The organism is Acidobacteriota bacterium, assembly GCA_028874215.1.
Lineage (GTDB): Bacteria > Acidobacteriota > UBA6911 > RPQK01 > JAJDTT01 > JAJDTT01.
In genome coordinates this window covers 38,569-51,164 of the sequence record JAPPLF010000080.1, presented here as the reverse complement: position 1 = coordinate 51,164, position 12,596 = coordinate 38,569, and the positions used below count along the sequence as shown (strand labels likewise).

The 12,596-nt window shown below is 62.9% G+C and carries 11 protein-coding genes; 4 read left to right on the top strand and 7 right to left on the bottom strand.

Going from position 1 to position 12,596, the window contains the following annotated elements:
* Window positions 1-27 precede the first annotated feature (27 nt).
* Window positions 28-1,650, bottom strand: coding sequence for a hypothetical protein (locus tag OXT71_15700; protein MDE2927839.1), 1,623 nt, complete (start codon window positions 1,648-1,650; stop codon window positions 28-30).
* Window positions 1,651-1,768: 118 nt separating this feature from the next.
* On the opposite strand from OXT71_15700, the gene creD reads away from it, so the two are divergent.
* Window positions 1,769-3,133 carry a cell envelope integrity protein CreD gene (gene creD, locus OXT71_15695; GenBank protein ID MDE2927838.1) on the top strand — a complete coding sequence of 455 codons (1,365 nt, stop codon included), beginning with the start codon at window positions 1,769-1,771 and terminating at the stop codon, window positions 3,131-3,133.
* Between the two features lie 91 nt (window positions 3,134-3,224).
* Here creD and OXT71_15690 read toward each other — a convergent pair whose 3' ends face one another.
* The 5 genes from OXT71_15690 to OXT71_15670 form a co-directional block, all read right to left on the bottom strand.
* Window positions 3,225-3,656, bottom strand: a complete 432-nt coding sequence (locus tag OXT71_15690) for a PIN domain-containing protein (protein ID MDE2927837.1) — start codon at window positions 3,654-3,656, stop codon at window positions 3,225-3,227.
* Window positions 3,653-3,925, bottom strand: coding sequence for an AbrB/MazE/SpoVT family DNA-binding domain-containing protein (locus tag OXT71_15685; GenBank protein MDE2927836.1), 273 nt, complete (start codon window positions 3,923-3,925; stop codon window positions 3,653-3,655). The genes OXT71_15690 and OXT71_15685 overlap by 4 nt, the downstream gene beginning before the upstream one ends.
* A gap of 178 nt (window positions 3,926-4,103) precedes the next feature.
* Entirely contained in the window at window positions 4,104-5,582 is a 1,479-nt protein-coding gene (locus tag OXT71_15680; GenBank protein ID MDE2927835.1) for an RDD family protein, read from the bottom strand.
* Window positions 5,579-6,034, bottom strand: a complete 456-nt coding sequence (locus OXT71_15675) for a hypothetical protein (protein MDE2927834.1) — start codon at window positions 6,032-6,034, stop codon at window positions 5,579-5,581. The genes OXT71_15680 and OXT71_15675 overlap by 4 nt, the downstream gene beginning before the upstream one ends.
* The gene (locus tag OXT71_15670; protein MDE2927833.1) at window positions 6,018-6,560 is read right to left on the bottom strand and encodes a sigma-70 family RNA polymerase sigma factor; all 543 of its coding nucleotides are present in this window, start codon (window positions 6,558-6,560) and stop codon (window positions 6,018-6,020) included. The genes OXT71_15675 and OXT71_15670 overlap by 17 nt, the downstream gene beginning before the upstream one ends.
* Before the next feature lie 175 nt (window positions 6,561-6,735).
* Here OXT71_15670 and OXT71_15665 point away from each other — a divergent pair, with 175 nt between their 5' ends.
* Window positions 6,736-7,947 (top strand): VCBS repeat-containing protein, encoded by a 1,212-nt coding sequence (locus tag OXT71_15665; GenBank protein MDE2927832.1) that lies wholly within the window; start codon window positions 6,736-6,738, stop codon window positions 7,945-7,947.
* Between the two features lie 133 nt (window positions 7,948-8,080).
* On the opposite strand, the gene OXT71_15660 is transcribed toward OXT71_15665, so the two are convergent.
* The gene (locus OXT71_15660) at window positions 8,081-9,829 is read right to left on the bottom strand and encodes a Rieske (2Fe-2S) protein (protein MDE2927831.1); all 1,749 of its coding nucleotides are present in this window, start codon (window positions 9,827-9,829) and stop codon (window positions 8,081-8,083) included.
* Between the two features lie 69 nt (window positions 9,830-9,898).
* Here OXT71_15660 and OXT71_15655 point away from each other — a divergent pair, with 69 nt between their 5' ends.
* Both OXT71_15655 and OXT71_15650 read left to right on the top strand, forming a co-directional pair.
* A complete protein-coding gene (locus OXT71_15655) occupies window positions 9,899-11,206 on the top strand; it encodes a membrane dipeptidase (protein ID MDE2927830.1) in 1,308 nt (435 codons plus the stop codon).
* 43 nt (window positions 11,207-11,249) lie between these two features.
* Window positions 11,250-12,557, top strand: a complete 1,308-nt coding sequence (locus OXT71_15650) for a membrane dipeptidase (GenBank protein MDE2927829.1) — start codon at window positions 11,250-11,252, stop codon at window positions 12,555-12,557.
* Window positions 12,558-12,596 lie beyond the last annotated feature (39 nt).

The following is a 12,596-nucleotide window of genomic DNA, read 5'->3' as shown; positions in this document are numbered from 1 at the left end:
TCCAGGGTTTCCGAACAACCGCCGGGCTCAACGCATCTCGAAGGCGAAGAGCTTGGCGCCTCGCAGTTGGAACCGCAGGCGAAAGGCTTGACCCGGATCGACTCCCAGATCCGGACGCCCCTTCCAGGTCACCTGCTTCGAGAGCCGGTCACCAGACAGGATATCGCACTCGGCCAGGCTTCTGCCCTCCACGCCAACCACCTCCACTTGCACGGATCCGTTCCGGCCCGTGTCGAAATTAAGCCAGAGGGACTTTCCACGGCTGGAGAGGGGGTTCGTGACGAACCTCCCCTCCTCGTCCGCCACCAGGGCGCTGAGCCGCTGCTTGGGCCAGACGGCGAAAGCAATCTCTCCCAGGGGGCTCAGCCGGGGAAACTTGTGAGGGACGGCGAATCCGACGTAGGGCAGGATGACCCGGTTTCCGGAGATTTCGGCCAGACCGGCGCCGGGGAAGAGGCATCCGGCGTCGAACGACCCTTCCGAACCGGGCTCCAGGACCGGTCCTCCCGGAAGGAAGTTCCAGATCCGTCCAGCCAGGCTGGCGGCGACCCGCACTGTGCTGGTGTCCAGGTTGCGGTGGTAGATCATGGGAAACATGAGGTGCATGGTGCTGGTGCCCGGGTAGAACGCCCTGCCGTTGGTGTAGTAGTCGACCCACGCCGACTCTGAAGGGTCGGGGGCCAGAACCATCTCCGGGCGGGGCCAGCGCCGGAAATCGGTGGTTTCGGCCCGGCCGATCATGCGCCGGCCCCAGACCCCCATCCGGAAGTAACCCACGTAGCGGCCCAGACGTTCGTCCCAGTAGGCCGTGGTTCCGGTGTCGCTGACGTGGCCCATCAACGGCTCCTCCAGTTCCCGCCACCGGATGCCGTCCGGAGAGACCGCCCCCATGAGAGCCGTCCCGTCTTTCGAGGCGGGAGTCACCGATTCGGGATGGGCGGCCTGCATCCGCTCGACGGTCGCCTGGTCGACGGCGGCCTGGTAGACGGCCTTGAATCGCTCGTCGGGCTCGGCGGTGGGATCCACGAAGATGGCCGGACCGTGAATCCCGTACCTGCAGACCCCCGGCCCCAGGACGATGTTGTTCTCGCGGCTTCCCTGGAACTCCACCTGCCCCAGCGGCGGCTTGCGGTAGTTCAGGCCGTCTTCGGACTCGGCATAGCAGACCATGTAGCCTTCCGAGCTCCGGCCGAGCCGGTAGGTGGTGGTGTTGTAAAAGAGAATGTACTTCCCGTCATGGTGGATCAGGTTGACGTAGGGCGTGAAGTACTCCCAGGGCCGGTCGTTGCTGATCACGGGTCCCAGCTTGCCCGCCGTCTGCACCTCGATCCGGATTCCGGTGGGAACCTCCCGGGGAAGGCCCTGGACCTCGGAGTTGATCTCCGGGCCGTATTCTTCGGGCCGATCCCGCTGGATCCGCCGCCCCCGGTACCTGTAGGTCACATGGCCCGGATTGACGTAGCGCCAATCCACGAAGAGATGGGGTCCCGGTTCCAGCGGGTAGGGGCGCTGATGGTAGCCGTAGGCGTAGAGGGCGGCGTCCGGAGACGGCTTGAGGGAGTTCTCGCCTCCCTCCGCACAGGTGTCATCGGCGGTGCCGAAGAGAACCGCAAGGGACGCCGGAAACAGCAGAATCGTGAATCGTCTCATGGGGATCCATCTCCAGTTTTCGATTTCTAACAGATTGTCCGATGAAAACCGGATCGGTTACAAGGAACCCGTGTTCCTGCTATGTTTCGGGAATCTCCCAATCGATGGAGCGCACTCGATGCAAGATTCTCTCGAGCGGTTGACATCTTCGCTTCGAAGCTCGCAGATGCTGCGCCTCCTCCTGGTCGGGTTCCTGGCCTTACTGCTTCAGATTCCCATCGAGATGATCGCGGAGCTGGTCTCGGAGCGCCAGGAGAGGCGCCGGGAGGCGGTGGCCGAGGTTTCGTCAAAGTGGGGAAACGACCAGATCATCACCGGTCCGGCGCTGGTCGTGCCCTACACTCATCGTTGGACCGAGGTCGCAACCGGCGGCCAGGAAGTCACCCGAGCCGAGGTCCGACACGCCGTATTCCTCCCCGAGCGCCTCCACTCTCGCGGCTCCATCGACACCGAGACCCGCTTTCGGGGGATCTTCTCGATCCCGGTCTACCGCGTCAGCCTGACGGTCGAGGGCGAGTTTGCACGTCCCGGCTTCGCCGAGTTCGATGTCGAGCCCGAGGCGGTCAACTGGGATCGAGCCTATCTGGCCGTCGGAATATCGGACGCGCGCGCAATCCAGGAAGAAACCTCCGTATCGTGGAATGGCCGGCCCGCGTCTTTCCTTCCCGGAACCGGAGCCTTCCTGGGCGGGGTCGCGGGGATCCACGCGGTGGTCGGAGCGGCGGACGCAACTGAGCGGTTCAGATTCTCTTTCCCGCTCTCCCTGAATGGCAGCCTCGGTCTCTACCTCACTCCCTTCGGACAGCAGACTGTCATCGAACTCCGGTCGGATTACGGCCATCCCAGCTTTCAGGGAAATTGGCTCCCAGCCGAGCGCTCCGTGTCGGCCTCGGACTTTCAGGCCAAGTGGTCGATCCCGTCTCTGGGCCGAAACTATCCGCAGGCGTGGAGGGCTGAGGACAGGATGAATGAATCCGTCGACGGCTCACGTTTCGGTGTCGAGCTGGTCCATCCGGTCGATCACTACCGTATGGCGGAACGCAGCCTAAAGTACGCCTTCCTCTTTGCCCTCCTCCCTTTCGCCTTCGTCTGGCTGATCGAAGTCCTGGTAGGCGTTCGCGTCCATCCGATCCAATACCTCATGCTGGGAGGTGCTCTCTGCCTCTTCTACCTTCTGGAGCTCTCGCTGTCCGAGCACATCGGCTTCCCACTTGCCTACTCCCTGGCCAGTATTTCGATCATCGGGTTGGTAGCCGCGTACTCGGCCGCGGTGCTGCGCCGCTTGCGGCCCGCTTTGCTTGTCGCCGCCGGCGTCACCTCCCTTTACGCCTACCTGTACGTCCTCCTCGTGAACGAGGACTTTGCCCTGCTTATCGGATCCCTCGGCCTCTTCGGCATCCTCGCGGCCATCATGTACGCCACCCGGCGCGTGGACTGGTACAGGACAGGTTCCGCACCTCCGGAATCACCCCGGACTTCGTAGCCGTGAGAACGAGCCGAGAGACACGCCCGCTGAAGTTGCCTGCAATTGGCAGCTTCCGGCAAGTATTTCGATTGGAATACGCGTAGACAATTCAAACCGGCGCACAGATGCTGATTCTCCCCGAAAACTGAGAGAAGTTGCGCAGGTTCCAGGTAAGAAGCACCGACGCGCCGGCCTTGATCGCAGCAGCCACAACAAGCGCGTCGTACGTCTGACCGCCAGCGATTCCGAATTGCGGCGCTTCTCGTAGCGCTCGCCATGTGTCCGAGTCCGTCAGTTGAATGACGGGTGCACCACCCCAATTCATTTCAATCAGGGAAAGGGCGTCGGCGGCTCTCAGTCGATGAAGCGGAGGGAGCCGAGTGAGGACCGCATAGGTTTCCGCGAGCGTATGGGCTGCAAGGACCATGTCTTCATGATCGCGGCTGCGGCTCTCTATCTCGGCACGGGTGCGGGCATGGTGTTCGTGCCAGGTGCAGACCGCTGCGACGAGACAACTGGTGTCGCATAGATACCGGCTCAATCAGGAGCCCCCTTCGCGGTTCCGCGATCACGGACCACATCTATCGTGCGCTCGACCGTGGACGCCTTCAAGACTGGCTGCTGCTGACTTGGAACGGCGACAACTAGTGGGCCGCGTTGCTCAAGCGTAACTTCAAGCGGAACCGGCTCAATCTCCACACGTCCGGAAATGACCCGAAAGCCAACCCTCGTACCCGGCTTCAGCCGCGCCGCGTCTCGAATCGGCTTTGGAATCACGATGCGACCAGCTTTATCTATGGTTGATTTCATGGCATATATTCTACCATTAACTCTACCATGACATACCGTTCATGAATTCACGTCAGCTGTTCGGGAACAGGAAGACGATGAGTGCCGGAATGCCTGACCCCATACCGAGTCCGTTGCAGGTGTCCGGAATCGGACAGATTGTCCGATTCCGGACAGTTCGTTGGTATCATTTCGGGTTCTACCGGGGCCAATCGGACGGGACCTGGACTACGGCGGTTCCTGCGATCTTGTCGTGCCACGCCTGCCGCTCCGGATCCCAGAGGATCCAGAGCCAACCCAGTCCCACGACCAACGTCGAAAGGATGGTGGCAAGTCCACGCACCGCCGCCTCGGCGAAGCGGATCGGCGCTCCATCGGTGCGCACGACGCGCAAACGGCAGATGATGCCGCCGACAGTCGTTCCCCTCAAACTCCAGTGAGCGACGCGGTAGATCAACAACAGCAGAATCGTTTTCCCGCCATGAATCTCCAGCAGGTAGGTGACGAAGGCCACCATGGCGAGATCGATCAGGAGCGCTCCGACCCGGGTAAGGAATCTCGCACGGCGAAACGCCGAGAGGTCTACCGCCGGTGCGGGTTCGTCTGGAAGTGCCGTATTATCTGGAGGCCCCGCTGTTCCGACACCAGCCGTTTCAATGCCGGCCGGAGGCGGGGACGGTGGGGCTGGGGACGGAGCAGCCGGATGCTCTTTCCGCAACCCTGCAAAGGATTCGGTTGCCGCAGCGCCCAACGCCAACACGCCCAACACGGACCATGCCACGAAGCCGAGAACCGGAACCATGTAGACCAGAGTGATCAAGGCAAATCCGATAAGCAGCGACCGCGCCGCCTCGACCCGGTTCTCCGGAGACTCCTCGGCCAGAATTCGGGCTCCGATCCAGCGGGCAACGCCGACGCTACCGACGAGTCCGCCGACCAGAAGCAAAACCCAAAGGAATGGGATCAGCACCAGCCCGATGACGGTCACTGTCAGCATCAGCGAGACGGGCGCGATCAGCAGCACCACCAACATTCCCACCAGACCCACACTCAGCGGTTTGTCCTCCAGAGCCTGTGCGCAGGCGTGGACCGGACCCGGGAAAATAAAATTGATCAGCAGGTACAAGACTGCCAGAACCCCGACCACAACCCAGATCCAGAGAAGACTCGGCACGATCGGGCGGCCAATCAACAGTCCGTGGGTGAACCAGGGAATCAATTCTGCCAATATCCCGCCCGCTGGGATCGTCCCGACAGAGACCTGCTCCCCACCCGGTTCGAAGTTCGGGGGCACATCCACACCGCCGCCGAGAACCACCAAATCTCCTTCTACGGTGGCTCCTTCCTCCACCTTGACCGTTCCTCCCAAGACTACTGCGTCGCCTTGGACGCGGGCGCTGCCGGCGAGTGTCGCTCCGCCGGCAATGACCACCATTTCATCTCTGACCGTCCCTTCGATCCGCGCCATACCCGAGATCACGACGAGCTCTCCGACCTCCTGGTCGCTTCGAAGAACGTAGTTCCCTCCGATCTTGACGACTTCACCGTCATCACCGCCGATCTCGAGCACCCCTGGAATCGGCGGCGAGTCAGGGCCGCTGGAATCGTCGCCACAGCCAGCAGAAAAACCCACCAGCGCCACCACCAAAAGTCCCGAAACTCCCCAAGCGATCTTCATTGTCCAGCCTCCCTTTCCTGGAGCAAACGGGCCAGCGCCGCACAGAGCAACGCGCTCGCCATACCCAAAAATGCCATCACGAACATGAGATGTCCGGCAATCGGTTGCAGAATCACACGCTGCAGGACGCGCCCACTCTCCGCCAGCGTCACAACCGCATCGGTGACGGCCACTATGCTCGTCTCCACTCTTCCGGTTCCCAAGACATCGGAAACGCCAGCCCTCCAATTCAGCAAGTACCAAGCCAAACCGGCGAGTCCCAAAAGCAAGGTAACCGACACCATCTGGCACACCCAGGGCCATGCGATCCAGGGCTGGCCATACCAAGGACTCTGCTGCCGTCTCCGAATCTGAGCCATCACCCGCGGAGCGAGCGTTCGCGGCGCCCGCGGCGGCTGGAGTTCGGCCAGCCTTCGATGGGTCAGGGACTCCAAATCATCGTGCTTCATCATCCGTCTCCATCAAGCGGCGGAGAGCCTGGCGGCCCCGGTGAATATCGGTCTTGACCTTGGCCAGGGTAACGTCCAGGATTCCGGCGATTTCCTTATAGCTTCGATCCTCGAAATGAAACAGCACCAGAGGCACCCGCTGGTGAGGCGGCAACCCACGAATTCCCTGCTCCAACCGCGCCTGCTCGCCGGCACGTTCCAAGTCTTCGGCCTGCGATCCCGGCGCCACCATCCTCTCTTCGTAACTCCGTCCGGCCGCGGCTCCGGCGGTCGAACGCTGACTGAACAATCGCCAGCGAGCCCGATACCGGGAGAGATGGTTCAGGCACAGGTTCGTGGTCACGGTTCGCAGCCAACCTCCCGCAGCGGGGTTGCCGCCCAGCCGGTCGAAGTGTTCGAACGCCCTCAGAAACACCGTCTGGGACACGTCTTCGGCTTCGGTCTCGTTCCCCAGCAACCGCACGGCGATGCCGAAGACCCGATCCTGGTGCTCGTAGACGAACGTCTCAAACGCGCTGTTGTCGACCATTACTCTCCGGCGTCCGCGGAATCATCGTCATATAGGAAACCCCGAAGGCCGGCGAAAGTTGCATTCGTTCGTCGAAATACTTGATTCAAACTTCAGACTTGAGATGATCTCTTGCATCATGTGCTCAGCGATCCGGACGATAATCCGGGTGAGCTGCAAGACAACGGGAGGCGCCATGAACTGGACCGGATATCGGAGTTCCTATGGAATTTTTCTCGGACTCGCCACCGCGAGCCTGGCCCTCCAGGCCAGGGACCTGAAGTTCGAGGAACACCTCATCTCCAACGACTACACCTACGCCTATGCCGTGGCCGCGGCCGACCTGGACGGCGACGGCGACCTGGATCTTTCCAGCTCCGATTGCGGGACCAAGGGATCCCGCATCCACAACGCCTTCTATTGGTACGAGAACGACGGATCCGGCAAGTTCCGGCGCCATTACATCGCCAACGAGGACTGGCAAGGCCGTTACGAACGGCACCGGCTGGCGGACATCGACCAGGACGGGCATATCGATCTGGTGGGGATCGACAATTTTTACGGCGACGTCTTCTGGTTCGAGAACCCGGGCAACCCGGCGCAGACCGATTCATGGAAGAGACACTCCATCACCAGCGGCGGCCTCATGGGAGCCTACGACGTGGACGTGGCCGATCTGGACGGGGACGGCCGCCCGGACGTGGCCGCCTCCAGTTGGCGGCTCGGGAACAAGTTCACCTGGTATCGGAATCCCGGTCCGTGGCAGCACGAAGAATGGCCCGCCCACGTCGTGGACGAAGGCCGATTCGAGACCCGGATGATCCGCGCGGGCGACTTCAACGGAGATGGACTGATCGACCTGGTGGGTTCGGCCCGGGTGGCCGGCATGGTCCTCTGGTACGAGAACAGCGGTCATCCGGCCGCCGGTCCCTGGCGGCGGCACGTCATCAGCCTCCGCCACCTGCCCATGCATGGCACGCCTGTCGACCTCGACCGGGACGGCGACCTGGATCTGATCATGGCGGGCGGGCTGCTGGGGAGAGATGCTCCGGAGCGCCACTACCTGGTCTGGTACGAGAACACCGGCGAACCCGGCCGGGGTCACCGCTGGCGCATGCACAACATCCAGGAAGGTTTCTGGTCCGGCTTCGAGGGTGTCCCCCACGATCTGGACAAGGACGGCGATCTGGACGTGGTGGCCACCAGCTTCGGCCAGAAGGGGCAGATTGTCTGGTTCGAGAATTCCGGAGATCCCAAAGATCCCTGGAAGAAGCACCCGCTGAAGGAGCACTGGATCCTGGGCGCCACCGTTATCGTGGCCGACATGGACGGCAACGGGTGGTCCGACGTCGTCGCGGTGAACGAGAGGGGTCTGGAGCTGCGCTGGTGGCGGAACCTGGGTCCGTAGGAGGGGGGACTGTCAGTCCCCCATTCCTTACTGTCGCAACTGGATGCGATGGGTCGTAAGTGAATGTGTATAGCGGGATTCCGTCCCCCTATCCGCCCTGTTCGGCGACAGGATGTCGCCACCCCCTCGGCGGCTAGAAAGCCGCTGCTCCATCCGTTTCCGGTTCGTAGACGGGGTCGCCCCGATGAAGGCGGATGGCCACACGGAGGGTCTGGTTCATGGCCCTTTGCGTCGGAGCGTGAGCCGCCAGATAACGGGCCGCTCCGACCATCACCAGATTCCTTTCCTCCCGATCCTCGGTCTCACCGTATTGGCGAACGGCCGCCTCCAGCATCTGGAAGGTGTGGAAGTTGGCGTCTTCGCGCATCAGGCTCTCGGTCAGGGCCGAGATGAGCGAGCCTCCGGACCCGCCGCCCTCCAGGTAGGTCCAGACCATCTGTCCGGCCCGGTCCGTCTCCTGCTGGTGGTTCATGAGTGTCAGAAGGCGGGACCGAATCGAATTCTTCCCCGATTCCGCGCCAGCCGAGCCTTGGCTTGAAGGCAGTCTTGCGGGCGGGATGTTGAAGAAACGGTCCAGGTAGACCCGCATGGCTCCGTGAAACACGCCCCTTGTCAGGTCCGGCGACTGGTTGCGTTTAAGCAGTTGATGCAGGGCATTGGAATAGGTGAAGGTGTGAAGGACGGCGATCCAGTCGGCCAACTCGTTCTGGACGTGAAAGTGGACGATGCGCAGCGCCGCGGCATAGGCCACCGCCTGGGCCAACTCCACCGGCTGGGCGCCCCCACGCAACGCCCCCAGCAGTGCCTCGATCGGGGCGTGAGGATCGTCGCTGAAAAGGGTTTCGGTGAAGTCCGGCGGCTTGGTCCAGATCTTCCCCTGCCCCGATTCCAGAGCCTCGGGAATCTGAGCCACGGCCTGGCGCAGCACCGGCACCAGATCGATGGGGTGCCGCCACGGGTTCCTCTCCTCGCTTCGAACCGCCAGGCACAGAGGCTGGATCAGGGCGGGCAGCAACCGGCCGGCATGTTCCCAGCCGATGCGGTCCAGCAGTTCGAAAGCCTTGTTCACGAAGTCGACGACGTGACCCCCATCCAGGTAGACGTGGTCCGTAGCCGCGGCCCCGACCAGGTCGGTCAGTTGCGCGCTCGTCATCCCCTTGTGGACGGCGGTCAGAAGGCAACGCTCGGCGCCCTCGGTGCTGCGGACCTCCACGAAGTAGCGGAACCAGCGTTTGAGATGCTCTGCCGGGATTTCCTGATTTCGAAGGGGCGGGATCTCGAATTTGGGGGTGCGGCCGGCGCAGTCCCGGGCGATGTGGACCAGGCCATGGTACAGGGGCGGGATCCGCTCCGTCCCCTCCAGGAGGTCGCAGACGTTGGCCATGGCGCTGAGGATGGTGAGGCCGGAACTCCAGTCCCGGCGATGCCGGACGCCGTAGAGCGCGCCCTGCCGTGCGACCTTATGGTGGGAGACGCCGCTGTGGTGCAGTCCCACCACCGACTTGCCCATGATCAAGCTGAGGTTCTGCTCCATTCCCTCCTGGAGCCGCTGGCTCCAGCGCTGGACCGGATCGACCGGCGGCGGCGTGACGTCCAGGTAGACCTCGCCGCCCCGGACCTCCACACGGAAGGAATCCACGTCGTCCGCGAACAGGTTGAAGGTGCATCCGCTCACCAGGTCGAAGCGCGCATGGTGCCAGTAGCAGGTGAGGATGCCGTCCTCCACGGTGCCGCGGTGCAGTGGAAAACCCATGTGCGGACAGCGGTTGTCGACGGCGCGCAGCTCTCCGTCGTGGTCGAAGATCACGATGGGGACCGGACCCTTGGACACCACCAGGGGACTCCTGGACCGAACTTCCTCCAGCGATCCGACATGAATCATTGTTCTCTCTCCTCGTTCACGTACGATTCCGCTACACTTCCCTTCGGCAAGACGGGAGGCGATTCACCCATGAAACAGAAACCTGCGGCGTTTTCCGATTTCCTACGCTCCATCCTGCCGGTGCTGTTGTTGTGCGCGGCCTGCGCCGGTCCCGCAACCAAAGCCCCGGAGACGGACCCGGTCACGAAAATCCTCCGGCAGAACATGGTCGTCGACCCTGCCGTCACCACGCGGTTTTTCCGCTTTCCCAAGGAGCCGGAAACCCCGTTCGATCCGGCGGCCCTGCTGGCGGAAGGGATCGACGTCGCCGTCTTGGGCATCGGGACGGTCACCGAGGCGCTCATCGTGGGAGACTTCACCCCCTACATCTACACGTCCCCCGAACCGGGGCATGTCCTGGCTCGAAGTGTCTTCACTGGCGCCGACGCCGTCAAGCGTTTCCTCTGGGAAGTGGACGCCGTTCACGAGACGGCCGCCGCCCACCCCAACGTGGGCCTGGCTCTTACCGCGGATGACCTGGAACGTTTCCGCGCGGAAGGCAAGCTCTCCCTCATGCTGGGCGTGGACAGCGGAATCGTGGTGGAGGACCTGGCCACCCTGCGCGTCTACCACAAGCTGGGACTCCGGCGCCTGGAACTGGCTCACGCCTTCCCCGCCTCCTGGGCCGATGCCTGCTCCGGAATCCTGGACGACGACGACCTGGGACTGAACGACTTCGGGCTGGAGGTGGTGCGGGAGTGCAATCGCCTGGGGATCCTGGTGGACCTCTCCCATTCCTCGGACCAGACCATGAAAGAGGCCATCGAGGCGTCCGAGAAACCGGTCATCGCGTCCCATTCGGGAGCCCGGGCCCTGGTCGATGCGGTCCGAAACCTCACCGACGATCTGATCAAGGCGTTGGCCCGAAAAGGCGGATTGATCGCCGTCGGAGCCTACTACGACCCCCAACACCTGGAAGCGATCCGGACGGTGGGAACCTGGACCGCTCAGGCCCGGATCGGAAACTACCTGGCCCAACAATATCCGGATCCCTACCGCCTGGCCGCTGCCATCCGCGACCCCGCCGAGAAGCAGAAGGCTCTCAAGGTCCTGGGCCTGCCTCCTCTGACTCCCCTGCTGACCGTCCAACCCTACTCGGGACTCATCACTCACGGCTCCAACGTGGAAGGCACCCTGGACCACATCGATCACATCGTCAAGCTGGTCGGGATCGACCACGTGGGCATCGGGACCGACATCGACATGAACCGGGAAGACTACACCTGGCTCTACCGGCAGTTCGCGGGCGGCCTCCTGGAGCGAGGTTATTCGGTGGAGGAGATCGCCAAGATCCTGGGCGGGAACTTCCTGCGCGTGCTCCGGGCCAACGAGGGGTAATCAGCGCCGCATTCTTCTCATCAATCAAGGAGACGACTTTCCCATGCACCTGAACAGAATCCGGGTTTCCGTCCCTTTTCGAACCGCGTTTTCCATCGTTCTGCTGTGCGCAGCCTGCGCCGGACCCCCTCCCGAGGCGCCGGATGCGGACCCGGTCGCCGAGATTCTCCAGCGGCACATGGTGATCGATCCGGCGGTCACCACGCGGTTTTTTCGCTTTCCCGAGGAACCGGAGACCTCCTTCGATCCGTCGGCATTGCTGGCGGAAGGGATCGACGTGGCCGTTTTGGGCGTCGGCACCGTCACCGAGGCGCTCCTGATAGGAGACCTGAGTGACTATTGGTACACCTCTCCCCCGCCGGGGTACGTCATCGCTCACAGCGTCTTCACCGGCGCCGATGCCGTCAAACGTTTCCTCTGGGAAATCGATGCCGTCCACGAAACCGCCACTGCCCATCCCGAGGTGGAGGTGGCTCTCACCGCGGATGATCTGGAACGTCACCGTGCCGAAGGCAAGCTCTCCCTCATGCTGGGCGTGGACAGCGGCATCGTGGTCGAGGACCTGGCCACGCTTCGCGTCTACCACAAGCTGGGCCTCAGGCGCCTGGAACTGGCTCACGCCTTCCCCGCCTCCTGGGCCGATGCCTGCTCCGGAATCCTGGACGACGACGACCTGGGACTGAACGACTTCGGTCTGGAGGTGGTGCGGGAGTGCAACCGCCTGGGAATCCTGGTGGATCTGTCCCATTCCTCGGACCAGACCATGGACGAGGCCATCGAGGCCTCCGGGAAACCGGTCATCGCGTCCCATTCAGGGGCCCGTGGCGTCGTCGACGCGGTTCGCAACCTCACCGACGACCAGATCAAGGCACTGGCCCAAAAGGGCGGATTGATCGCCGTCGGCGCCATGTACGACCCCAAACACCTGGAACCGATCCGCAAGACGGGTGCGTGGATCACGATGGCCAAGGTCAACAACTATCTGTTGGAACGCTATCCGGACCCCTTCCGGCTGGCTGCGGCCATCCGCAACCCGGCGGAGAAGCAGGCAGCTCGCCAGGCCTTGGATCTGGAACCTCTGTCTTCCCTCCACAGAGTCCGGCCCCGGTCGGGAGTCATCACCCAAGGGGCGACCGTGGAAGGCACCCTGGACCACATCGACTACATCGTGAAACTGGTGGGCATCGACCACGTGAGCATCGGAACCGACACGGACATCGGGCGGGAAGACTACACGTGGCTCTACCAGCAGTTCGTCGGCGGGCTGCTGGAACGGGGATACCCGGAGGAGGATATCGTCAAGATCCTGAGCGGGAATTTTCTGCGCGTGCTCCGGGCCAACGAGGAGTAGGCTAATGGCACCGCACCTTCCACAAATCGGCTCTCATGT